This is a genomic window from Trichocoleus sp. ST-U2, from assembly GCF_039961875.1.
In the GTDB taxonomy this organism is placed as follows: Bacteria; Cyanobacteriota; Cyanobacteriia; order Cyanobacteriales; family FACHB-T130; genus FACHB-T130.
In genome coordinates, this window is record NZ_JAMPJY010000004.1 from 134851 (window position 1) to 159735 (window position 24885).

Annotated in this window: 20 protein-coding genes; 11 read left to right on the plus strand and 9 right to left on the minus strand. The window is 46.1% G+C overall.

Annotated features, from left to right (window positions below):
• Positions 1 to 9 precede the first annotated feature (9 nt).
• A complete protein-coding gene (locus NC996_RS04010; RefSeq protein WP_190682236.1) occupies positions 10 to 1815 on the minus strand; it encodes an ABC transporter ATP-binding protein in 1806 nt (601 codons plus the stop codon).
• A 255-nt stretch (positions 1816 to 2070) separates the two neighbouring features.
• Complete coding sequence (locus NC996_RS04015) at positions 2071 to 4035, minus strand: patatin-like phospholipase family protein (protein ID WP_190682239.1); 1965 nt, start codon at positions 4033 to 4035, stop codon at positions 2071 to 2073.
• Between the two features lie 1150 nt (positions 4036 to 5185).
• Here NC996_RS04015 and NC996_RS04020 point away from each other — a divergent pair.
• Positions 5186 to 5959, plus strand: a complete 774-nt coding sequence (locus NC996_RS04020; protein ID WP_190682242.1) for a class II aldolase/adducin family protein — start codon at positions 5186 to 5188, stop codon at positions 5957 to 5959.
• A gap of 98 nt (positions 5960 to 6057) precedes the next feature.
• Positions 6058 to 6735 carry a VOC family protein gene (locus NC996_RS04025; protein ID WP_190430882.1) on the plus strand — a complete coding sequence of 226 codons (678 nt, stop codon included), beginning with the start codon at positions 6058 to 6060 and terminating at the stop codon, positions 6733 to 6735.
• Between the two features lie 149 nt (positions 6736 to 6884).
• Here the strand turns inward: NC996_RS04025 and NC996_RS04030 are convergent, their stop codons facing one another.
• From NC996_RS04030 to ahcY, 3 genes are all read right to left on the minus strand, one after another.
• The gene (locus NC996_RS04030) at positions 6885 to 8138 is read right to left on the minus strand and encodes an Hpt domain-containing protein (protein ID WP_190682245.1); all 1254 of its coding nucleotides are present in this window, start codon (positions 8136 to 8138) and stop codon (positions 6885 to 6887) included.
• A gap of 762 nt (positions 8139 to 8900) precedes the next feature.
• Positions 8901 to 9524, minus strand: coding sequence for a DedA family protein (locus NC996_RS04035; RefSeq protein ID WP_190430793.1), 624 nt, complete (start codon positions 9522 to 9524; stop codon positions 8901 to 8903).
• Between the two features lie 478 nt (positions 9525 to 10002).
• Positions 10003 to 11280, minus strand: coding sequence for an adenosylhomocysteinase (gene ahcY, locus NC996_RS04040; RefSeq protein ID WP_190411155.1), 1278 nt, complete (start codon positions 11278 to 11280; stop codon positions 10003 to 10005).
• Positions 11281 to 11578: 298 nt separating this feature from the next.
• Here ahcY and NC996_RS04045 point away from each other — a divergent pair, with 298 nt between their 5' ends.
• The 4 genes from NC996_RS04045 to NC996_RS04060 all read left to right on the plus strand — a co-directional run bounded on the left by NC996_RS04045 (position 11579) and on the right by NC996_RS04060 (position 14733).
• A complete protein-coding gene (locus tag NC996_RS04045; protein WP_190682247.1) occupies positions 11579 to 13207 on the plus strand; it encodes a mechanosensitive ion channel family protein in 1629 nt (542 codons plus the stop codon).
• 81 nt (positions 13208 to 13288) lie between these two features.
• Positions 13289 to 13549, plus strand: coding sequence for a hypothetical protein (locus NC996_RS04050; RefSeq protein WP_190411235.1), 261 nt, complete (start codon positions 13289 to 13291; stop codon positions 13547 to 13549).
• Between the two features lie 265 nt (positions 13550 to 13814).
• On the plus strand, positions 13815 to 14183 hold the full coding sequence (locus tag NC996_RS04055; RefSeq protein WP_190411157.1) for a hypothetical protein: 369 nt from the start codon (positions 13815 to 13817) through the stop codon (positions 14181 to 14183).
• Between the two features lie 172 nt (positions 14184 to 14355).
• Positions 14356 to 14733 (plus strand): hypothetical protein, encoded by a 378-nt coding sequence (locus tag NC996_RS04060; RefSeq protein ID WP_190411158.1) that lies wholly within the window; start codon positions 14356 to 14358, stop codon positions 14731 to 14733.
• Between the two features lie 116 nt (positions 14734 to 14849).
• Here the strand turns inward: NC996_RS04060 and panB are convergent, their stop codons facing one another.
• The 4 genes from panB to NC996_RS04080 all read right to left on the minus strand — a co-directional run bounded on the left by panB (position 14850) and on the right by NC996_RS04080 (position 18346).
• Positions 14850 to 15638 carry a 3-methyl-2-oxobutanoate hydroxymethyltransferase gene (gene panB, locus NC996_RS04065; RefSeq protein ID WP_190435481.1) on the minus strand — a complete coding sequence of 263 codons (789 nt, stop codon included), beginning with the start codon at positions 15636 to 15638 and terminating at the stop codon, positions 14850 to 14852.
• 85 nt (positions 15639 to 15723) lie between these two features.
• Positions 15724 to 16257: a hypothetical protein gene (locus NC996_RS04070; protein WP_190428493.1), complete on the minus strand. Its 534-nt coding sequence runs from the start codon at positions 16255 to 16257 to the stop codon at positions 15724 to 15726.
• A gap of 92 nt (positions 16258 to 16349) precedes the next feature.
• Positions 16350 to 17462 (minus strand): two-component regulator propeller domain-containing protein, encoded by a 1113-nt coding sequence (locus NC996_RS04075; protein ID WP_190428494.1) that lies wholly within the window; start codon positions 17460 to 17462, stop codon positions 16350 to 16352.
• Between the two features lie 158 nt (positions 17463 to 17620).
• Positions 17621 to 18346: a hypothetical protein gene (locus NC996_RS04080; protein ID WP_190682250.1), complete on the minus strand. Its 726-nt coding sequence runs from the start codon at positions 18344 to 18346 to the stop codon at positions 17621 to 17623.
• Positions 18347 to 18617: 271 nt separating this feature from the next.
• Here NC996_RS04080 and NC996_RS04085 point away from each other — a divergent pair, with 271 nt between their 5' ends.
• The 5 genes from NC996_RS04085 to NC996_RS04105 all read left to right on the plus strand — a co-directional run bounded on the left by NC996_RS04085 (position 18618) and on the right by NC996_RS04105 (position 24806).
• On the plus strand, positions 18618 to 20048 hold the full coding sequence (locus tag NC996_RS04085; protein ID WP_190411163.1) for a form I ribulose bisphosphate carboxylase large subunit: 1431 nt from the start codon (positions 18618 to 18620) through the stop codon (positions 20046 to 20048).
• Positions 20049 to 20140: 92 nt separating this feature from the next.
• The gene (locus tag NC996_RS04090) at positions 20141 to 20539 is read left to right on the plus strand and encodes a chaperonin family protein RbcX (RefSeq protein WP_190411164.1); all 399 of its coding nucleotides are present in this window, start codon (positions 20141 to 20143) and stop codon (positions 20537 to 20539) included.
• A 96-nt stretch (positions 20540 to 20635) separates the two neighbouring features.
• Positions 20636 to 20971 carry a ribulose bisphosphate carboxylase small subunit gene (locus NC996_RS04095; RefSeq protein ID WP_190411165.1) on the plus strand — a complete coding sequence of 112 codons (336 nt, stop codon included), beginning with the start codon at positions 20636 to 20638 and terminating at the stop codon, positions 20969 to 20971.
• 133 nt (positions 20972 to 21104) lie between these two features.
• Positions 21105 to 22412, plus strand: a complete 1308-nt coding sequence (locus NC996_RS04100; protein ID WP_190435472.1) for a ribulose bisphosphate carboxylase small subunit — start codon at positions 21105 to 21107, stop codon at positions 22410 to 22412.
• A 1026-nt stretch (positions 22413 to 23438) separates the two neighbouring features.
• Entirely contained in the window at positions 23439 to 24806 is a 1368-nt protein-coding gene (locus tag NC996_RS04105; RefSeq protein ID WP_348259977.1) for a hypothetical protein, read from the plus strand.
• The last annotated feature ends 79 nt before the right edge of the window (positions 24807 to 24885 follow it).

Sequence of the window (24885 nt, forward strand, 5' to 3'; positions counted from 1 at the left end):
ATCATCAGCCTAGACCTGACTGAACTGTTGTGCGTAAAATCGGGCATAGCGATCGCCCTTGTGCAGCAATTCTTCATGGGTTCCCGATTCCATAATCTGCCCCTGTTCCACAACCAGAATTCGATCAGCGCGGCGCACTGTGGCAAGGCGGTGGGCGATGATGAAAACAGTCCGGTCTTGCATGATCCGTTCTAGGGCTTCCTGCACCAAGGCTTCTGATTCCGAATCCAGGGCAGAGGTTGCTTCATCCAGGATGAGGATTCGAGGATTCAGCAAAACAGCACGCGCGATCGCAATTCTCTGCTTCTGCCCCCCCGATAAATTTACCCCTCTCTCCCCCACCCAGGTATGATAACCCTGGGTAAATTGGGTAATGAACTGGTGGGCGTTGGCAATCTCTGCCGCCACCTGCACGTCCTTGAGGTCAAACTGCGCTTGTCCAAAAGCAATATTTTGAGCAATCGTCCCAGAAAATAGAATCGTTTCCTGCGGCACAATCCCAATTTGCCGCCGCAGACTCCGCAGCGTCACATCCTGAATATTAGTCCCGTCAATCAAAATTTCACCCGCTTGGGTGTCATAAAAGCGGGGAAGAAGATTCACCAAAGTCGTTTTACCCGCACCCGACGCACCCACTAAGGCAATCATTTCTCCGGAGTGTGCCAGCAAATTCAAATTTTGCAGCACCGGAGTTCCTCCTTGCCCCGACTTAGAAAGAGGTTGCACTCCTTCTTTGTCATCCTCTGAGAAGGTAGGATTTGGGGAATTTAGTGCCGGATAGGCAAAGGTAACGTTACAGTATTCCACCTTACCCGTGACCGCCGGAAGCTCAACGGCACCCGGCTTTTCCACCACGGTTGGCTGAATCGCCATCAGTTCAAAAATCCGATCGACCGATGCCTGACCCTGTTTAAATTCGTTGTAATTGCTAGTGAGATGGGCAATCGGGTCAATCAGTAACGCCACTGCTGCGATATAGCTAACAAATTCTGCCCCAGTCAGATTATTAATCGAAATTTGCCAGCCACCGAGGAAAAACAGCAGTAAAACGCTCATCGCGTACAAAAATCCAACCACAGGATTCTGAATCGCCTTTAGCCGTTCAGTTGCATACTTCGCTTTCCGGTTTTCTTCAGCTTCCTGGGCAAAACGGGCAATTTCATAATCTTGGGCGGCGAAAGCTTGTACTAGGCGAATTCCGCTAAATACTTCCGTTAGCAACGCCGATAAATTAGAGACGCGATTTTGGCTGCGGCGAGAAAACTTCAGCATCTGTTCGCCAAACCAGCCAATTAAAACCCCCATCAACGGTGCGACGATAAACGTTGCCAGTGTCAGCTGCCAGTTGAGATAAATCATGTAGCCCAGCACGACGATTAGCTGCAACACGCAGGGAATAAAGTCATGGAAAACTTTATTGACGACTTCCCCAACTCGGTCAATATCCTCGGTGAGACGGTAAGTTAAATCGCCGGTTTGTGCAGTTTCAAAGTAGCCAAAGTTGAGACGATGTAGGTGAGTATAAACTTGCTTGCGTAAGTTAAAGGCAACGAAAAGGGCGGCTTTCGCCATCAGCGAATCCTGTCCATACATCAGGATTTTCTGCACGAGAAAAACGACTGCCAGCACTCCTGCTAACTGGGCAAGTGCTGCCATATCGCCTTGTCCAATGAAATTGGCGATTTTGCCTGCAAGTGCCGCCTGGATGGGCCAGAATACTGTAACCCCTAACGTGCAAGCGAAAGCTTGCGCGATGGTTTTCCACTGAGGGCGGATGTATGGCAGTAGATGCCAGTAACTAGAGCGCGTTTTCAAACCTTAACGTCCTGTAATAATCTTCTCCTTTGTCTGACGCTACCAGTTTTCGGTTGTTTCTGAGCGATTATTCTTGGGTGTATTTTAGGGATAGGAAGCGATCGCTTCCCCCTTCCGCAAGGAAAATAAGGGCAATCCCGCTTTCTGTCTGCTAGCGGAGAGGGTTTCATTTCAGCTTGTGTGTATCGACGAGGTAGACGAAGTTGCGATCGCTCGATGTCAGCACCAACAATGTCAGCATTCAGACACATTTTTTTATACTTTTTCGTTGCCAAACATCCTGTTTTGTGCCTTCTCCATCAAGTCAGAAACCACAATCAATACAGTTGCCAAAATTTCAAGAATTGCTAACCCTGAAATCGCTAATACTTTCAGGATTCCAAAAACGAATAACCAAATCAATCCAATAATTTTTGATTCAGTTAATACAATTCTCAAAGCGCGTAAAACTATTCTAGCAATCCTAATTTTTTGACTAAGTTTCAGATCCGCAGGTTGCGGATCTTGTGCTAGCAGATATTTCTTGATTTGTCTTACTATCGTATCTACTTCTGCTTCTGTAATTTCTACATTGCAGTATTGGTGTAACCAAGTAATTCCACAAATTCGCCCCAATAGAAAATCATGATCTCGATAACGTTTGTCAAAAAAACCACCAAATGCACCCAGGAAATCTGATGCGAGTAGTTCTGCGGCGCTTCCTTCTTGCAGAGAAGCTTTAATATTTTTGGGTAGATTATCGTAGATGGGTTGCAGCCTGCTTATTCCATTACTTTTAGAATTAGCAATTTCGCCGATAATTGCTGGAGTAATTGGACGCAGCTTTATGTGCCGATAAGGGATTGCTTCTTCGATAATTTTCTCAATCTGGCTGATATCTCCAAAATTTTTATCTTCAATTGCTTCTATTAATTTTTCCTTTGCTAAGGCTAATTGATTTCGTTTTTGAATTTCTCTTAAGCGGAGCGAGTCATGTTCTGATTTTGGCAGCGTTAAGCCACTCAATCCAACTTCTAGTGTCGAAAATTCCCCTTGGGTTAGGCGTTTTGCACTATTCAAATTTTCTACGGGAACTGGACGGATATACACGTGCAATCGTTCTGTATTAATTGATGGCTGTTGTGCCGTAAATTCCTCCTGAAACTGACTTGAACGCTCCTTTTTGTGTATTTGATTGGAGCGCAAATCATTTTCTAGTTCAATTCCTTTTAAAATAGGTAGACCATCTAGGATGCCTCCATCCGTATACAGAAATACTAAATGTGTATCATCTGCCTTGCTTTCACGTACAGCCCCTAGCCCTTCTTCCTTCAGTTCTTGTCTTTTGGGTGTTTTAAAGTAGTCATCACTGAGGTCTTTAAGATTGATACTACTAATATCAGAATGATCCCAAATGGGTGGAAAAGCAACCGGAAAAGCGCCGGAAGCGCGACCCCCCATTACTGCCTTGGCCCACATCTTATTCATTGTTTCTTGAGGAATTCCTGAATGAAAAAGAAATTGACGAGTCTCTGAACTGGTAATCGTTTCAATTTCTTGTTCCAAATGTCCTTGTGCGTCGGTGAGATTGATTTGTTCAAGAATTCCTTGCAAGTTGGTAAGCGTCATTAAAAGCGCCAGAGGTTTCGTATTTTCTGTAATCTGGGGAGGCTTGATAACAAGTTCGGCAATTTTTTCAATTGCTTCACCAGAAAGAACGCTGAGATTGGTTTTTTCGCGTTTTGCTTCGGGAGTAGATTTATAAGATTTAGAACGATGAAAAAGCTTATAAAATCCTTTTCTAAGCGGATTAGAACTCTTTTTATATTTCTCTAGGGTTGCTTCAAAGCTATCGGCAAAACTTTCTATCGTCCCTTGAAATCCATCTTTAAAACTAGATAGCATTACCGAAAAGCTATCGATTTTTTGAATATCGGCTTGTTGAACCCAGGCTTGATACAAAGGGCTTTTATGCTCTTCTTCTAAAAATTTGAGTCGTTGATCGAATTTAAAAGGTGGATCTACCTTTCCTTGAAGCAAGCAGTAGGCGGCGATGACACCAGACATTGCCCCTGCTGAAGATCCAGTAATAATATCAATAATCACTTTCGGTTCAGCCTTGACGGATTCTTTCGTCAATTCATAAAAAACTCCTGCCATATAAGCACCCAATGAAATGCCACCAGAGCAGTTGAGTGTAATCAGTTTGGGAGTTTGTGCAGATTTGGTTTCGGTTTTCATGACAATATACTTGGCGGTGAAAATAACTTGAAGTTTAGTTTAATTCAGCGAAGTTCTCTTAGGAGGTTCTTGGCATAAGAGTATTGCTTGGAATTCTAGAAAATTGTTTTGCTTGGCAACAGAAGAGATAAAAGCTGGGTTCTGGTTGTACATAGCATTGAGCAAACAGAGTGATATTGCTAAGCTGGCATTTTGAGCTAGCGTCTTGTTTCTCTGGCGACAGCCATTCCTATAAATAGGGGGATGCTGCTCTAAGTAGCCGTTCGTTTCTCCGACAACCTCACTATTTTATATGAGCAGAGAATAATTAAAACTTTTTCGGGAAAGAATCGCAAGCGTCTCCTCTCCTGCTTGTAACTTGCTGCTGAGGCTACTTCCAGAACTAAGTTAGGATGCTTGAATTAACTGTGTAATTTTGGAAGCTGCGTTGAGTTCTGGATGCTGTTGGTGAAAGTATTACAAATACATCCTCTATCGTGTTACACCTTTTGGTGGGGAACGAAATATCAATATACCAATGGCTGAAGTTATTGTCACATTTGCGTAACCATTTCGTAGCACAAATGCTGGCAGTATCAGTGACTCCAATCTTGGCAAAGGTTTGATGGGTTTTGCTTCTGCTCCACCCATCCTATGAATAATAAAGTTAGTTGGCTGAAGCGCGATCGCTCTCTTGAGCCGAACAATTAAAGGAGTTAGATGAGCGATCGCTACTTTATGAACAATTAAGAAAGATTAAATTTTCTGCTAAATTTTTTGCTACGAAATATGAATTTATGAATTAGTCAAGGATGGCACTTTAAAAGAAAGACGTTTAAAATAAAAGAAGAATTACCAATAAAATTCTTCTTGCATTCAATAAACTCTCCCCAATTAGTTTCAGCTTAGCTAGGAATAAAGCTAAAGAAATAAATAATTTTAGCGATTGCCCAGATTGCAATGGCTTCCTTACCAAGGAAAAATAAATTCTAGAACTCAAAATTCGGGCAGCAGCTTTAGAGAAAGCCTTGTATTCGCCTGAAAAACTCCTGCGCTCAATCGCCGCCCATCGGTAGCGATCGCTAACGATTTTCTAGTGAATTCCTGGCAAAATACAATACACTCACGAATCAAACATCTTTGCAACAACCGATTTATACAGGCTAAATCTATGCAGACATTAAACATTCCTATCAATATTCCCCAGCCGCCGACCTTTGCTTCTATCGAAGATGAACGCCTCCATCGCAAACAACGCCTAGCTGCTGCATTTCGCCTGTTTGCTCGTTTCGGCTTTAGTGAAGGCATCGCCGGACACATCACTGCCCGCGATCCCGAACACCGCGATCGTTTTTGGGTCAATCCCTTCGGGATGCACTTCAGTCTCATCCGAGTCAGCGATCTGCTTCTCGTCAATGAGCAAGGTGAGGTCGTTGAGGGGAATAAGCCTGTCAATCAGGCAGCTTTTGCCATCCACTCCCGCATCCACGCCGCCCGTCCCGACGTTGTAGCAGCCGCACATTCCCATTCAACCTACGGCAAAAGCTGGTCAAGTCTGGGTCGCCTCCTTGACCCTCTCACGCAAGATGCCTGTAGCTTCTACGAAGACCACGGGCTGTTTGATGACTACACGGGCGTCGTTCTCAAACTAGAGGAGGGCAAGCGGATTGCCGACACTTTAGGCGGCAAAAAAGCTCTCATCCTCCGCAACCACGGGCTGCTCACAGTAGGTCACTCAGTCGATGAAGCTGCCTGGTGGTTTATCACAATGGATCGCTCCTGTCAGGCACAGCTAATGGCAGAGGCGGCTGGGAAGCCTGTCCTGATTGACTCGGATATGGCTCGTTTGACGTATCGCCAAGTGGGGTCGCACCACATGGGGTGGTTTAGTTTTCAACCACTCTACGACATGATTGTGCGTCAACAACCAGATCTGCTGGAGTAAGTGTTTTTAAAAGTGTGGAGTGAGGAAGCTTCTAACAAAGGCTGGATTTACAAACCAGCATCTACCGATTGGATTTAAAGAAAAATGAGGGTAGATAAATGACGAAATTAGAGCTACCTAAAGGAAACGATAAAACTTTGAATTCCGACCTAGACTCACCTTTTTCCCAAAAAGATGGCTTATTGGAGTTCAAGGCAGAATTGACCACTCCTGAGTTTTTCAAACGCTGGTCATTTGTCACCAATGTGTATGGTGAACGAGTGCAAGTGGATCACTTTGTCCTGACTTTTCCTGATTTTACACGTCTCAAAAATTACGCTGAAGCTTTGTGTCAATTGGGCGGTCAGATTGTTGAAGGGCCAGGACTCTTTCCTATCGAATTTTGTCCTGAAACTTATGTAATTACCAATGATTTATGGTTGCACTTGTTGACAATATTGATGCCGTCGGGGGGATTGGTGGTTCTAGCTGCGCCCCACGCACCAGACGATCAACTTGACCGATTCCTACATGAGCGGGGAAACACTGGCGTCCACCATATTGCGATTCGCGTAGACGATGTGCAGAGTGCTGGTTTAGTTTGGGAGAAAAAAGGGTTTCATCCATTGTCTAGAGAGCCTCTTAAGGGTGATTCTCTATGCCAATGGTTTTGGCAAAACTCAGCAGGACAAATTATCGAGCTAATTGGTCGTAGTCCTGAAAATCACGCAACTTTTTACTGCCAAAATATAGGGGGTCTTCGGCTCTCGGAAGTGGCAGGGGTTAATGCAAAATGAGTGTTGATTTAAGTAGCTGGTTGCTGGGGATTGATCCAGAGGCGTTTTAGAATTGATGATGATGCGATCGCTATCTGTTCTGGGATGAAATCAGAGAAAAGCGATCGCTCATTTGCTTCTTGATGCCTAAGTCTTAAAATATCAGCGACCTAAGCCCATAATTCCCCTATCCAATCATCCCCTTGTTCCCAATCCCGACAAGGTTCTTCTTTGGGGCCAGAAGGATGAACCGCACAGACAATTTCGCACTGTCCGTAGTAAAAACGGCATCTTCGACAGGTCTGGAGCGCTTCTATATGAACGGTTTCAATGACTCCACCCTCAGACGGAATCGTGTCTCGAAGCTCTTGCTGACAGGAAAAGGTTGGTAGCCACACGCCTATCGAGAGCTGGTCGTTGATTCCCTCTGGTTCCCCGAAAAAGTGGTCGTTGATAGCACCCGGTATGCATTGGCAACCCGTGATTCTGCCTCCGACTTTACTGACAGCTTGACGAATGACTTTAAGAGTACATTTAGCTTCAACCGTAAAATAACCACATATATCAATCCGTTGCGTTCCCGCCGTGGCTACGAGAGTCAGATTGGTGCGAACAAATCCTGCTTGAATAACCAGCAATCTCAAGTGATTGTCGAGTTCTTGAAAAACTGGCTCAACCTCCGACATAATTTTGCCTGTTATTTCTTCAGTTAGACCAAGCGCTCTTTGTAACTGCTGCCAAAGTGCCTGTAGCGTCTTCAAAAGCCGCAACAAGAATGAATCTAGCTTTTGATCAACCTGAATTGGATACTCTTTTATAACCTGGAATCCCTTTTCTAAATGGTGAGCAGTTTCTTGAATACTTGTGAGTCCCAACATCGCTGCTCCGCTTTTAATTGAATGAGCAGCACAAAAAAGCTGGTTGATTTCTTCTGCGTCTTTAATCGTGCTTGTTTCGGACAGCAATCCTTGCTCAATTGTCTGGATATATTCTTTCGTTCCTTCAATAAACAAGTGATTGAGATGATTATTAAGTTCTTCAAAAACTGGCTCAACTTTCGACATCATCTTGTGAGTCAGCTCATCATTCAACCCACAAGACCAAGAAAGCTCCTGCATCAGAGCTTTTAGGGTATCCAAAACCCGTTGTAAGAGTGACTCTAGCTTTTGATCGATCCTAACGGGACAAGCATTGAAGACCTGGAAACATCTTTCTAGGCGGTAAGCCGTTTTCTGAATGCTGAGGAATCCCAGCATTGCTGCACCACCTTTGATACAATGAGCAGCTCGAAAAACCTGATTAATCTTTTCTGGGTCTTCGATAGTGCCTTGTAGATCCAGGAGACCTTGCTCAAGTGTATTGAGGTGGTCAATTGCCTCTTCAATAAAGTAGCCAATAATTCGCTGATGTTGTCCCGACATCATTCTCTTTTCTCCTTGTTTTCGCGTAGGGTATTTTCTACCGCAACGCGCTAGGCTTCGCTCAAGGGAAAACTCCGCAGGGGTCGCGTAGCGTATGCGCTCTGTTTACCGATCTCTCCGGTTCTAACACAGCTTGAGACTGATTGAAGTTTTTTCAATAATTGTTGTCAGCGATCGCTCCACTCAATTGCGATCGCTTCGATATTTCTAAAGTTTTAACATAAAGTTTTAAAAATGCCAGATCCAGTTGTAAGCTAAAAACGTTCGCGATTGCACAGCGCTAATACGGCAATTTTGGAGCAAAAGTGCGAAAAGTGCGAAAATTTTGTGAAAAACGCTCCAATATAACTCCTTTCTTGCTTATACCCTTTCGCTCTATTTCTGCAAAAGTTCGGTCTGGCACCCCTTTGTTGATTGGTTTGGGAAATTCAGAGATGTAGCATCGAAAAAGTGATTGGTATTAGGGAGTCTTTAACATTTTTATAAAAAAATTCCGCGTGAAAAAAACCCTGAGCAAGTAGGGTTAAGGGTAGCTATTGAGTAAATTTGGCTTGAACCAATTAAATTTTTTCGGAAAGTACCCTAGTTCTTAAATATTTTTTTATAGCAATCCTATTTAAGTTATAAACGGATATTTGCCCGTAGAGACGCGATATATCGCGTCTCTACAGAGATTCACAAATCATTGAGGATGGCTACACCTATAAAATGACTTAGCCATTCTGGGAATCAATGATTCTTTGTAAATAACCAAGCTTTTCCTCTTCACGCTTGCTTGTTGCCTTTGTTTTTTTGCTTTTTCCTAACTAACCAGACAACAAAAGCGACAATAAGAATCACAAACACAATTTTAGAAACAGGCCCAAGATGCTCATCTACAAGCTCATAGTTTTCGCCTAGTGCGTATCCGGCATAAGTCAGCAAACCCACCCATAATGTAGTGCCAAGGGTTGAGTAGATTAAAAAAGGCAATAAAGGCATCCCGCTGATGCCTGCTGGAAGCGAAATTAAAGTGCGAACTCCAGGAACCAAACGGCAGAAAAACACTGCTTTACCGCCGTGCTTATCAAACCAATTATCTGCCTTGTCAATATCCTTGCTGGATAACCCGATCCACCTGCCATACTTATTCGCTAATCGCTTTAAGTTTTCTTCGCCTACGAGTTTACCCACGTAGTACCACGGCAATGCACCCAGCATCGTGCCGATTACCCCTGCTGCGATCGCTCCAAAAAAGTGGATCTTGCTATTTGGTTGCGTTGAGACATACCCTGCTAAGGGCATAATCAGTTCTGAAGGGATGGGGGGAAAAAGATTTTCCAAAAACATCAGTAGACCAATTCCCAAGTGACCGAGGGAATTCATGGTGTTCGTTATCCATTCCTGCATAAGTCAGTGTTGGGTATTAGGGGACAGTTATTTTAATTGAAAATTTCAATACTTCTCGCGATCGCATTGTCTTAACGTCACAATTAAACTGTTAAGTTTAGTGAACAAGCTAAGTTTGCTTAACTTTATCAGGTTTTCGAGAATCTGAAAATTGATTTATCTAAATCTTCATCGTAAATTTGCAATATTCAATTTTTGCGGTGAAAGTTTTATTGGCAATTTGAAGTAGCAATCATTTTTTAATTACCCTTTTTTACTAAAGACAGGTTTCAGTTTTTAGCAAGCTCAGCTTGACTGCATTAAAAATCTCGTGAGGTTGAAAAGCTGTTGAGTAACCCTAACGTTTTCTGGGTCAGTTTCTACAACTGAGCTGTTCTTGCAAAATTTTCGGTAATACAAACAAACAATCCGGATAAGTGGCAATCCTGAGTTGTTACTACATGATGACGAAGGGTGGGCATTGCCCACCCTTACCGATTTAGGTTCCAGAAGTCCAAGAATTGATGTACTCAATTTGGTCGGGTGTCAAGCTATCAATTTGAACGCCCATTGCTTGCAACTTCAGCCGTGCAATTTCTTTGTCAACCTCGACTGGAATGGAGTGCAATCCAGGTTCCAGGTTGCCTTTGTTCTTGACGAGGTGTTCGCAAGCTAAAGCTTGGTTTGCAAAGCTCATATCCATCACTGCGCTGGGATGTCCTTCCGCAGCCGCCAAGTTAATTAAACGCCCTTCGCCCAGCACAATAACCGATTTACCATTCTGGAGGCGGTATTCTTGGGTGAAGTTCCGCGCTTCCTTGACTTCAGTCGCTTTGGCACCCAACGACTTGAGGTCAATTTCAATATCAAAGTGACCGGAGTTGCAAACCATTGCCCCGTCTTTCATCACATCGAAATGCTCGGCGCGAATGACGTGCTTGTTGCCAGTGACAGTAATAAACAAATCGCCTACGGGGGCGGCTTCTGCCATTGGCAGCACTCGGAAGCCATCCATCACCGCTTCAATCGCTTTGGTGGGGTCAATTTCGGTGACAATCACATTGGCACCCATTCCCCGCGCCCGGAGTGCCGTGCCTTTGCCGCACCAGCCATAACCGGCGACAACAATCGTTTTGCCAGCGAGCAGAACGTTGGTGGCGCGAATAATCCCATCCAGAGTAGATTGCCCGGTACCGTAGCGGTTATCGAAGAAGTGCTTGGTGTCAGCGTCGTTAACATTGATGGCGGGGAAAGTGAGAACACCATCTTTGAACATGGCACGAAGACGGACAATGCCCGTTGTGGTTTCTTCGGTGGTGCCAATCAAATCTGCAATCTGGTGTTGACGTTCCTGAATCAGAGTAGCGACCACATCACTACCATCGTCAATGATGATGTTGGGTTTGTGATCCAAGGCGATTCGCACGTGGCGACTGTAGGTATCAGCGTCTTCGCCTTTGATGGCAAATACGGGGATGCCATGATCGGCAACCAGGCTAGCAGCCACGTCATCTTGAGTGGAGAGGGGGTTGCTGGCAATGAGGAGGGCATCAGCACCAGCGGCTTTGAGAGCGATCGCCAAGTGCGCGGTTTCAGTTGTGACGTGGCAGCAGGCGACTAACCGAATCCCAGCGAGGGGTTTTTCTTGGGCAAAGCGATCGCGTATTTGTCTCAACACGGGCATCTCTCTACCTGCCCATTCAATCCGTTGCTTACCTAGAGGTGCGAGGGAGAGGTCTTTGACTTCGTGCTTGGGCTGAGTAACAGTTGCAGTCATGAAATTGCTTGCTCAACAAATATTTAAGTTGCGGGTTTTTACTAGGTTACTCGACTAGACCGCTAAAAAGGTAGCCTGATTTTTTAGCCCCACCCCACCAGCCACACAAAGGTTTGAGGCTGGGAGAAATTCAAAATCGAGCTAGAACCCTTACTCTGCCAAGTTGTTGCTTAACTTCTCGCTTTGGTGTGAAGTTACCTGACAAAGGGGTTGTTAGGCTGGGTGGGGATTATTTAAGTAAGCAAATGTACTTAAGTTTACCCAAATACCTGTGTTCAATGCATTTCGGAGGTTTGAAATGCCTTCTCAATCTTCTTGGGCGATCGCTGGAACAATTCTGTTGACTGGTTGGGTAGCATCTCCAATCCAAGCTCAAATTCCACTTCCGCAGAATTTGGAACTACCCGCGCTTAGCCTACCCAGTAGCGATGCACAAAGCCGAATCATGTCTGGTTGCATCCGCTTGGATGGTCGCTGTCTGTTTCAAGTCGCCGCACCCCAGTCGGAATTACCCACACGTATCCAAGATATTCAGCAGAGATTGGAAACAATTAGCAGCCAATACTTGCAGGAGGATGCCTCAAAACTTCAAATTGAAAGCAAAAAGCAAAATAATTTGCCAGTCATCTATGTCAATGACCAACCCCTGCTGACAGTGACACGACCCGATGCCGATTTACAAGGGGGAGACTTAGATACACGGGCAGAAAAGCTTAAAGAATCCTTGCAAGAAGGACTGAAACGGGCGAAACGGGAGCGACAACCGCAGTTTTTAACTCGTCGAGGTGCGATCGCGGGCGGGTTTTTGGTAGCAATGATTGTGAGTAGCTGCGCGATTCACAGTAGTTCCAAGCGATCGCGACAACGGTTAACCGGCACCACCACTACACCTACAGGTCATCCGGTCACAACCCAGCTGGCTCAACAACAACAAGGGAATTTACAAGAAGTTCAGCGCCGCTTGTATCAAATGGCGCAAGCCAGTATTTGGGGCGGAGGAACCCTCATCGGGCTTGGTTTATTCCCCTACACCCGCATCCTACAGGTTTTGATGCTCAACGTTCTCCAAATCCCTTTGCGACTGGGGATTGTCGGACTAGGGACTTATGTTGTCATACGTTTGAGCTACGTCTTGATCGACCGCTTCGCTGGCGCTTTAGCCAGCAGCTATTTACTCACGCCCGAAGCCTCCCGCCGTTTGCAACTGCGAGTTTCGACAATTTCCGGTGTCACCAAAAGTATTACCACCCTAGTCTTGTTAGGAGTGGGTAGCTTGGTCGCCCTGACCACATTAGGCGTGGAGATTGCCCCCTTACTTGCCGGTGCTGGCTTGGTTGGCGTTGCGGTGTCTCTTGCCTCCCAAAACCTGATCAAGGACGCGATTAATGGGTTTTTAATCATTGTGGAAGACCAGTATGCGGTTGGCGATGTGATTGCTGTAGGCGACGTAGGCGGTTTGGTAGAAAACATCAATCTGCGGATTACTCAGGTACGCGATGCTGAGGGTCGATTGATTACGATTCCCAACAGTGAAATCAAAATTGTCGCTAATCTTTCCAGCAACTGGTCGCGGGCAGATTTAAATATCCCTGTCGCCTACCATGCCGATGTCGATCAGGCGCTGAAGCTGATTGACACCATTGCCCAAGAAATGAGCCGTGACGTGACATGGCAAGAGCAAATTCTGGAAAAACCCCAAGTCCTGGGAGTCGATAATTTTGGAGAACGGGGCGTCACGATTCGGGTATGGATTAAAACCCAGCCCTTGAAGCAATGGGACGTGGCGCGGGAGTTCCGCCGCCGTCTAAAAATCGCCTTTGATGAGACGGGCGTGCCAATCCCGCTACCCCAGCAGGAGATTTGGTTTAACCGTTCTCTGCCTGCAAAATCTCAGATAGATGAACACGAATCTCACTCGCCAATTTAGTACTAATGTACTATAATAGAAGGGTAGGCAAATCCAGTCGAGAAACCGCCTGAACCCCACATGGAGTCAAGTATTCAAGCCATGACCAAGCACTACATTCTCAGCCTGAATCCGACTGCTCAGCATGACTGGGATCGTTGCACTCTCAGAAACCCTATCACTGCTGAACGCCCAGACTTGGCGAGTTTGATTGCCGAAGCGGTGGGAGCGGATGCCGGTTCTTACCTGGTAGCTGTCCATATTGAAGTCCAAGTTTTGGAAAAAGCACCAAATCTGCAACCAGAGCGCGTTCATCTGGATGTGCAAGTGACGCCGAAGCAGCTCAAGGAATTAGTCGCATAGAGGCGGAATACCAACTAATTTGGCATTTCAGCAATCGTTGTTGTAAACCCGCCCTCCGGTTTAAAGTTGAAATCCGGCGAGGGTGGGGCTACAAGAACGCAGCCGCCTTTCATGAAGGCTAGTAAAAATTTTTTACAGCTTCTCATGTCCGGACGACACTAGGACAAGGCAGTGCCGTTCGCCTACCGACGCTACGGAAGTCCGCTTTTGGTGGACTAGTACAGATTTTTTTTTACAACAAGTATTCTTCAAGAAGAAGATGCAAATGAAACTGAGTCAATATCCCGCTGCGATCGCTCAAGCTGCTCATACTGTGAATGAAGTGGATGCTCAGCTTGCCGCCGCTCATCTGGTGATTAACCGCATGGAAGGCAATGCTGACAAAACGGTGGCATTTGAGCAAGATTTGAAAAATGACAATCAACGCAAGGCGCGTCGCTTTGAATTACTGATGGTGAATTTGGAGTATCAGCAGGCGCTGAATACGATGATGCGCTTAAGTGCTGAAAAAGCCAATGCGGTGGCTCACCTGGAGTATCTCCGCAACCAGTTTAGCGTTGCCAAGCTGGAAACACGTCTTGCGATCGCCCGACAGCTTGCTGGTTCCGAAGCCTTGGAACTGGTGGGTGTGTAAGCGATAAAAGCTTCACCGATGACCAGAAGATGGGATAAGTCGGTGTTTCTACAAACAAGTGGGGGTGGGCACTGCCCGCCCTTTTTTTGTCGCACCACAATGGCAATGCTTTGGCACAATAGTTATAATTGCCTATCTGAATTCCAGATTGGCTACCTTGAATAACAATCTCATGACTATCGTTACATCGGCAGAAATTGAAAATTTTCGCTCCGAATTGGCAGATTATCCAGACGCTCTAGCAGCTTTGGATGTAATCGAGGATTGTGAAGGAGATTTAGAAGATGCGGCGATGGTGCTGGCAATTCGAGTCGGACAGCAACCAGAGATAGCAAACGCAGAATGGTTGCCGATTTTAACTAAAAAATGCCGCGCTGTTATCTGCCAACAAGAATTTCGCGATGAGCTGGTTAATGGAAAATTTGCCCGGATGATGGGGCATTTGGCAGCCACAAAACTTTGCCCAAGCCCTTTAGTAACGCCCGTTTTGATGTATGTGGCTCAGCAGGGTGTGAAAAATTTTTGCGAACCTTTCGATCCGGTATCCTAGCCACACAAGCTTGTTTTTAAATGCAAAGAACCCAAAAGTTAAGAACGCCAAGGTACGCAGAAGAAGGATTCTCTTTGCGTACCTTGGCGTTGAAATAAGAATTTTAGGAATGCTGTTTAGGATTGTGGGGAATCTGGAAATTGACGTGATCGCACTTCGCTACCGTAATTCTGCACTGCTTGGGTAATTGTTTCTCGCAAATTGGCGTAAGATTTGGCAAAGGGCGGCTGGCGTTCGGAGAGCCCCAGCAAATCGGCGGTAACGAGTACCTGTCCATCGCAATGCACCCCAGCCCCAATTCCTATCGTCGGAATCGATAATTTTTGGGTAATCTGCAATCCCAAATCGGATGGGATATGCTCCAAAAGCATCGCAAAAGCACCTGCTTGTTCCAGCGCGATCGCTTCTTGTAAAATTTTCTCTGCCGCTTCTGGTGTTTTTCCCTGCTGTCGGTAGCCTAACTGATGTACTGATTGAGGAGTCAGACCCACATGACCCATTACCGGAATGCCTGCTTGCACGACTCTGGCAATCGTTTCCACCATTGCCGGATATCCTCCCTCCATTTTCACCGCCTGAGCGCCGGTTTCTTTTAATACTCTCCCAGCTGAGTGAATCGCTTGCTGAGGACTTTCTTGATAACTCAAGAATGGTAAATCGCACACGACTAACGCCTGTTTGACACCGCGACGCACGGAGGAGGCATGGTGTAGGATTTCATCTAGCGTCACCGGCAGGGTTGTCTGATAACCGAGTGCCACCATCCCTAGGGAATCCCCCACCAGAATCACATCCACTCCAGCGGCGTCTATAAGTTGCGCAATCGCATAATCCCAAGCTGTCAACACGACAATGGGACGCCCCTGTTGTTTCCACTGGATTAATTGCTGGGTGGTGACTGCCATTTTTTAGATGCGATTTTGAGAAGGTTGTTAATCATTGGTAGGGATAGGCTAGAACCCACCCTACTTGTAAAAATTAACAACTATTTCAGCGCTCCGGTTTCATCGTTTGCACAAATCTTAGAAAATCGTCAGTTTCCCAGCCGTCTTCAATATCTAGGGTCTGTATGTTAAAAACTCCTACAGAACCGTCAGTCAGTTCGACTTCCATCGGCACTGTTCCACCAAGACCATAGGTGTTCACTACCTGTTCTACCAGAGTACAAGGCATATTGAACGTACCCATATCGATTCTGCCATTGTTAGCTCTGTAATCCCAAACGACTACCTTTTCAATTCCAGCAGAATAGGGTTGCTGACAGTAGAATCGATGACTCAAGGCAATCATCCGCGCCATGTGGACATCGTAGCGGCGCATCTCACCCCCGAAAGCAGAAACAGTTGTGTTTCGATCGGGGACTTCAAAGTAACCCAGTCGCACGTTAGCACTGGCATCGAGGGTATTTTCTAATCGGATGGTATTGATCCGGATGTCTGCTGGACTAGCAGCTTGAGCGATCGCAGAGAAAGCCGTGGCAGCGATCGCTGCACTTACAACAGTTTTGGCAAATTTTTTCAGCATGGAAGCGTCAATCTGTTAATGACTCAAACAACCTGTAACAGACTTCAACTTCCGGCTGACTTATTCCGTTAATGTAGACCCTGACAAATTGTTTACTCTTCTCCCCGAACGAAGGCTAAGTGCGGGGTCACGCGCCCCGTCGTCAAGCTAATCCAAGCGAGTCCTTCACTGGTTCCCACCCACAACTTATCGGCAACATCCGTTGATAAAGAGAGTATCCGACTGGAGGGGAGGTCGCCAACTCGATCCAGAACCGCACCCGTATCCGGATTCAATCTCAATAAACCATTATCTGTCCCTACCCAAACGCTCCGATCTTGGGCAAAGCGCACAGCGGTAACGTTGCGTCCCCTGAGTGGCGTCACCGACCGCAGCACATCCCCGGTTTTCGGGTCAATGACTAGCAAACTGCTGGGCGTTCCTGCCCAAATCCGTCCCTGTGGATCTAGGGTGAGAGCTTGCACTGTGGTGCCGGGAATATCCCTCAGCCGCTTCATCACAAAGGCATTGGCGGTATTAATTCGCACTAATCCTTCTAGGGTTCCAACCCACAGCTGACCTTCGCGGTCGAGGGTGAGGGCATTCGCTGACACTCCGGGAAGCTTTTGCACCGTTGTCATTAACAATCCCTGGTCGGGACTGATCATGGCAAGACCGCGATCGCTTCCTACCCACAGATAACCCCGCTGGTCAGTCAATAGCGACAACACCCGGTTAGACGGTAAGGTGAAATTTTGCGCCGTCACTTCATTGCTGCGGGGATCTACACGCAGCAGTCCTTCGTAAGTTCCCACCCAAACTCGTCCCACTCGGTCTTGCGCTAACGCGCCGATGGTATAGTTCGGTAGAGCAATCCGAGCCAAAACATTGCCTGTCCTCGGATTTATCCGCGCTAAACTCTGCCAGGAACCAACCCAGAGACTGCCGGTATAACCCGGTTGCAATGCAGTGACGCGAAAATCTGCGGGTAGGGGGGTGGCTTCTTGCCGTCGGCGTTCGGGGGGCAAGGGACGACCTCCAGGCGGCGGCGATGAGGGTGGATAGGTGAGTAGGTCATCTCCCCGGTCTACCTCCGTAGATTGTTGAGCTAGTACGCCACTACCACGGGTCTGTGAATCTGATTGGATGATTCCCCATACTGGTAGGCTTAAAGAAAGCAGCGTAGCACTAATAAACAAACCGATACGCTCACTCAAGAATGCCATCGCTAATCTCCTTAGAAGAGGCTTTGCTAACGTGCCTCTCTTCATTTAGCTGAAATATAAGTTCCTACTACATTTAAGCCTGTGTTAGCGACAGATTGAAAAATTACAACGAAGTCGCGATCGCGGATTGCATAACTTGAGTATATTTACTCAACAAATTAATCACAAACGCCAAATGTTTTTAGTTTGCCATTGACAAAGTAGAAAGCATTTGAACAGTATGCAAGAGTGCCAATTTCTAAATATTGAGGTACACCAGCGGAATCAGTTGGTAGTGCTTTCCAGAGTTCAATTGCTGGTTTTGCTTTAAAAATTTGCTGTTCGGATGTTCCAGATTTCAAAGGAGAATATTCGCGGGCGGCTGGTCCGAGTTCTCCGGGTGGTTTGAAGCTAATCGCTGTGTAAATAGTGCCTTGTGAGGACTCTGGAAGATGGCTGAAATCCTTAACCACGGCGGGGTCGAACTGTCCGCTGCTCTGGGTAATGGCAATCAAAAATCGAAAATTATTATTTTTAGGGTTGACTAACAATAGAGCGTAATCTTTCTGCTTGTCTTCGTTGAAGTCAGCGGTGAAAATGCTACAAGTCGTTCGCTGTCCGGGATTTTCCCGCTCGTATGCACGAATGGAAGCGACAAAGTCAGATTCTTGCGCCAAGCGATACTCGCCCAAGGTTGCTTGGAGCGATTTGGGGATTTCTCCTTGGCACTGAGGTTCTGGTAGCGCTGTCACGGATGGGGCTGCTTGAGTCCCGATGGAAGCGGGATCGCGGCGAGAGGCCGTCACATCGGTTAATGTACTCAGCGGCAGATGGTTGGATACAGCGATCGCACTACACGCTGCCAGCATCAAGGATGCGGCTAGGAGAGAAACTTTTTTTAGCATTCCCAACAAAAAACAACGACCCTATAATATTCGGTGCGCGATCGCTATTTTCAGTGATTTTTATTCGTTTACTAATTGTTTCCAAAAGTCAAGTCTTTATTTGTAACAAAACCTATAGATTTATAGGCAATAAGTAAAGCTTATGTTTACAAAAAGAAGATTAGAATATCAACTTATTACCTTGCTGGTATAGTTAAAAATTAATAAAGAAAAAAGTTATGGGATCGCTTAAACCCGTAACAACATTCAGGATTCCCTCAGGAAGGAAGACATGTCTTACTCTCAAACAAAAACTCAGACAAAGACTGGGTATAAGGCCGGGGTTCAAGATTACAAACTCACCTATTACACCCCAGACTATACCCCCAAAGATACTGATGTCTTGGCGGCTTTCCGGGTTACGCCTCAGCCTGGTGTTCCTCCAGAAGAAGCTGGAGCTGCTGTTGCTGCTGAATCTTCCACAGGTACCTGGACAACAGTATGGACAGACCTGCTGACAGACCTGGATCGTTACAAGGGTCGTTGCTACAACATCGAGCCAGTACCAGGCGAAGACAACCAATATTTTTGCTATATTGCTTATCCCCTGGATTTGTTTGAAGAAGGTTCTGTTACAAACTTGTTGACCTCTCTGGTGGGCAACGTGTTTGGTTTCAAAGCTTTACGTGCGCTGCGCTTGGAAGACTTAAGAATTCCTGTTGCGTACCTCAAAACCTTCCAAGGCCCTCCTCACGGGATTACCGTTGAGCGCGACAAACTGAATAAGTACGGTCGTCCTTTGCTGGGTTGTACGATTAAGCCGAAGCTCGGTTTATCAGCTAAGAACTACGGTCGTGCCGTCTATGAAGTCCTGCGCGGTGGTTTGGACTTCACCAAAGATGACGAAAACATTAACTCCCAGCCTTTCATGCGCTGGCGCGATCGCTTCCTGTTCGTTCAAGAAGCCATCGAAAAAGCTCAAGCTGAAACAGGTGAAATCAAAGGTCACTACCTAAACGTGACTGCTCCCACCTGCGAAGAAATGATGGAACGGGCTGAATTCGCTAAGGAAATCGGCACACCGATCATCATGCACGACTACCTGACGGGTGGCTTCACTGCTAACACCACCCTCGCTAAGTGGTGCCGCCGCAACGGTATCCTGCTGCACATTCACCGCGCTATGCACGCTGTGATTGACCGTCAAAAGAACCACGGTATTCACTTCCGCGTTCTCGCCAAGTGTCTGCGGATGTCTGGTGGAGACCACCTGCACTCCGGTACCGTCGTTGGTAAACTGGAAGGCGAAAAAGGCATCACGATGGGCTTTGTTGACCTAATGCGTGAAGACCACATTGAAGAAGATCGCTCTCGCGGTATTTTCTTCACCCAAGACTGGGCTTCTATGCCTGGTGTGATGCCCGTGGCTTCTGGTGGTATCCACATTTGGCACATGCCTGCTCTGGTGGAAATCTTTGGTGACGACTCCTGCTTGCAGTTCGGTGGTGGAACCCTTGGGCACCCCTGGGGTAACGCACCTGGTGCAACCGCCAACCGTGTTGCTTTGGAAGCTTGTGTCCAAGCTCGTAACGAAGGTCGCAACCTGATGCGCGAAGGCGGCGACGTGATCCGCGAAGCTTGTAAGTGGAGTCCTGAGTTGGCGGTTGCTTGCGAACTTTGGAAGGAAATCAAGTTCGAGTTCGAGGCAATGGATACTCTGTAATCTAATGACAGAGTCATGATTGTTGAGTGCTGAGTTAAACTTAAACAAACTCAACACTCAAAATTCAGAACTCTTTAGGTCTGGGGTCAAATATGGATCTCAAGCAAATTGCCAAAGACACGGCTAAGACACTGATTAGCTACCTGACTTATCAGGCAGTGAAAAATATCGTGGCTCAGTTGAGCGAAACAAATCCTCCTTTGGCAATTTGGCTGAGTAACTTTTCTAAAACGGGCGTCATCCAAGATGGAGAAGCCTACGTCAAGGAATTACTCAAAGAAAATCCAGAGTTAGCGCTTCGGATTATGACTGTGCGCCAGCATCTTGCAGAGGAAGTAGCAGACTTTTTACCTGAGATGACTCGCACTGGTATTGAGAAATCTAATATCGAATATCGGCGTCAACATCTCGAGCGAATTACGCTACTTACTTTACCTGACCCCAGCTTCCAGCCGGAACAACAAACTGAATCACCAGGCGAGTCTGGATAACCTCGACCGTCATCTGACAGAACTCTTCAACTTTGGACGTTAGACCGCATCAAGCGTCCACTTAGCAGACATACCTACAAGGAAGACCACACAACTATGAGAACTCTGCCTAAAGAGATTCGTTTCGAGACTCTTTCCTATTTGCCAGCGCTTACCGACGCGCAAATCAACAAGCAAATCCAATACATCCTCGACCAAGGCTATATTGCAGGGGTTGAATTCAGCGATAGTTCTGCACCGGAACAGCACTACTGGACATTGTGGAAACTGCCTCTGTTCAATGCTACGACAACCCAAGAAGTTCTCACTGAAATCAAAGCTTGCCGTTCTGAGAACCCCAACGCCTATGTCCGAGTCATGGGCTTTGATAACATCAAGCAGTGCCAAGTTCTCAGCTTCATCGTTGGGAAGCCAAACCAAAGAGGTTACTAAACCTTAATTAGTCAGGTGGGCACTGCCCAACCTACTCATCGTTAACTCGTGCAAAATTGGAGAGGCAGAGCAATCTACCTCTCCAATTTGTTTGTTTGATGCCTAGCAATCGGAGCATTCACTTTAACAGACTATGACCTACTACATTTCTCCCCGCTTTTTAGACAAGCTGGCGGTTCATATCACCAAAAATTTTCTTGACCTCCCTGGAGTACGAGTTCCTCTGATTCTCGGAGTTCACGGACGGAAGGGAGAGGGAAAATCTTTTCAGTGTGAATTAGTATTTGAGCGGATGGGCATTGAAGCTGTCCATATGTCGGCAGGGGAACTGGAAAGTCCAGATGCAGGAGATCCCGGGCGTTTGATCCGCCTGCGCTATCGGGAAGCAGCAGACTTGATCAAGGTGCGCGGCAAGATGTGCGTGCTAATGATCAATGATTTGGATGCTGGGGCAGGGCGCTTCGATCAAGGCACCCAATATACGGTGAATACTCAGCTGGTGAATGGCACGCTGATGAATATTGCTGATAAACCTACAGATGTGCAACTTCCTGGCAGTTATGATTCCACGCCGCTACCCAGAGTGCCGATTATTGTCACAGGCAATGACTTCGCCACCCTGTATGCGCCGTTGATTCGGGATGGTCGGATGGAAAAATTCCACTGGGAACCCGATAGAGATGACAAGATTGGCATCGTCGGAGGCATTTTTGAGCCAGATGGATTATCTCGCAGTCAGATTGAACAGTTAGTCGATCGTTTTCCCGATCAAGCGATTGATTTCTTTGGTGCAGTGCGATCGCGCATTTACGATGAACAAATCCGCTCTTTCATCCACGACATTGGGATTAACCGGGTTTCTACTAGGGTAGTAAACAGTGCTGAAGGACCACCAGTGTTCAAAAAGCCTGATTTCACTCTTTCTCGCTTAATCGAGTTTGGCAACCTGATGGTTCAAGAACAGCAGCGAGTTCAGAATTCACGCTTGGTAGAGGAGTACAATACAAGCCGACGCTCCGTGACTCCAGAAGTTAGGGATGTGCCTCAGATGTCATCCATACCCCCGGAAAATCGGAAGACCGTTGTCCGTAATGAACTGGCGAACGAGCCATCGCACCCCCATGAGTCCGACCGAGGTAACGGTCACAGCAGCAACACTCAGGTAAATAGTGCCCGAATTAGTCCACAGGTGCAGCAACAGATCCGGGATCTACTTGCCCAAGGCTATCGCATTGGTATAGAACACGCAAATGCACGTCGGTTCCGCAGCCAATCTTGGCAAAGCGGCGATCCCATTCAGACAACAAATGCATCGGAAGCGATCGCTGCTTTGGAAGCTAGCTTGAGCGAGCATAATGGGGAGTATGTGCGCTTCATTGGCATTGACCCCAAGGCCAAGCGGCGCGTTGCAGAAACGATTATCCAACGTCCGAATAGTTAACGTTTGTAGTGTAGTATTTGCTGGGAAAGCGATCGCTCTCTTGGGGCGATCGCTTTTGTTTATCCTGGCGAATCGATAATTCAATAAGAGCGGCATGGGAACAAAAATTTGTTAATTTCGTCGCCCTTTGCGGTATAAATTTACAGTAACGAAGTGAGCGATCGTGATTAAGATATAGAGGCTCATCGAATCACAAAATCAATCCAAATTCTGTAAAGTTTAGGTAAAGTTGCACGATTTTTGTGCAATTTTTGATGAAGTTTTCATTGCTGAGATAGCGATCGCTTAATCACTTTACTTGTCACCGTAACAGAGCGATCGCTATCTCACGAGCAATTGCTCAAACAACCTGCCTGTGCCTCTTTCAACACGTTTTTAGTTCGCTAGATTTGCACTTTGGTTAAAAAAAATCATGCAGTCCATAATCATCCTCTGGACTGATGTTTCGCTATGTAAAGCCCCTTACGATGAGATGACACTAAAATTATGTTTAATGATTCTTTGAACCGAATCATTTCATTGAAATCTAGGCTGTTCTTAAATACGAGTAACTAAGCTTTTTCCGGGTGTTTCTAATGCGAAAAGCGAATGACTAGCGAAAAACAAATTATAGGGTGGATAGAAAAACATTCTATGTTGCAATTGCAGTCAATCAAAAGGCTTTTTAGTAGTTTCTAAATAGCTCTTGAAATTGCATCCTAGCTGTTGTTTGAAACTGAAAATATCAAAGCGTTTTATCTCAATCTCTTCACGAGAGCAATGATAAACCACTCCTAAAAAGTAGCGAAGTAAAGGCTGTGTATACTCTAATAAGCGAAGGTTATACAAAACTATTGAATCAAGATTGCCATTCAGTCCTTGAGCCTAGCTATTCAAAGAGACAAACAATCGCAATAACCCTAGTGTAAGCCTAATTCTTTGACTATGAAACGCCCGATTACCTCTCCCCATGAAGATTTGGCTATTACTGACTCTGCAAGTATTTCTAAATCTTCCCCAAAATCAGCAAGGTCTCAAGGAAATTGGATGCGTTACTTAGTCTTAGGACTATTAACTAATGCAGCTATTTGGGGAGGAGCTTTATATTATATAAAAGTTACCAAACCCAATTACAGCACTGAGTTAGCGCTTAGTTTACCCTCAGCCGGTTCAGCCAGCAATATCAACCTGCCAGGGATTGGGCAAGCTTCCTCTAAAAGCGACTCTCCCTACATGAGTACGAATCAAGATCCCAGAGAGAACTATAAATTTCTAGCTCTCAGTAAGCCGGTCTTGGAGACTGCTGCTAATAAGCTCAATATGCCCTTGCAAGATTTTGGTAAACCCAGAGCTAAAGTATTAGACAACACCACGCTGATGACTTTTGAGTTTCAAGGAACGACTCCCGACGAAGCTTATAAAAAATCTTTAGCGCTCTACGAAGCCTTGCAAGTAAAAATCAACGAACTGAGAATTAAGGAAGCCGCTCAGCAGGATAAAACGCTACAATCCACCCTTGGGGAGTCCCAAAAAAAATTAAAAGCAGCGCAAACACGCCTATCTGAGTACAAAGCGCGTTCGGGTTTAACTTCTACGGATCAACTTACGAACCTTTCACAAAATATTGAACAGCTACGCCGACAGCGGGCTGAAGTATTAGCTAAACAGCAAGATGCGAATGCTCGTTTGCAAGGACTATCTAGTAGCTTAGATTTATCGGCTAAACAAGCAGCAGATGCTTTTGTTCTTCAAGCCGACTCCCTATTTCAACAATACTTACAAGACTATAGTGAAGCGAACAGCCTCTTCGTTGCTTTGCAATCAAAGTTTTTACCCGATCATCCTGCTCTAATTCAGCAGCAGGCAAAGCTAAATGCCGCTCAAACGGCTTTACTGAGGCAGGGGCGATCTCTTTTAAAGCGACCCGTTACGATAGCAAGTCTAGAAGAACTTAACCTGAGCAAAAGTGGTGGATCGGGAACCTCGCGGGATGCTCTTTTCCTAGAGTTAGTGACAGTGCAGACAGAGGCACAAGGACTCCAAGCAGAAGCGCGATCGCTCAACCAACAGCTTGCTCTACTTGAGAATCGGCTCAAGTCACTTGCACAGCAAGAGGTTTCATTAGCCGACCTGATGCGGGATGTGCAAATTGCCGAAGCAGTTTTTTCTTCTACTTTAGCGAGATTGGATTTGAGCAAGTCGAATATATCTTCCTCTTATCCCCAACTTCAAATCTTTACAGAGCCTACAATTCCAACTTCTGCGAGTGCCCCCAATAAGAAATTAGTTCTGCTAGGTGCAGCCTTAGGTTCCTTGTTTTGTACTAATGGACTACTGTTACTGTGGCTGCGCGATCGCAAAATTTCTCGGTCTTCTACGCTAGTTAAACATACCTACTTGGATACCAGTCCGTAATCACTGGAAATCGATTCAGATTTCAGGAGATAAACCGCAGCAACAATATTGTTTTGATTAGACCCAAGATGCATGAACC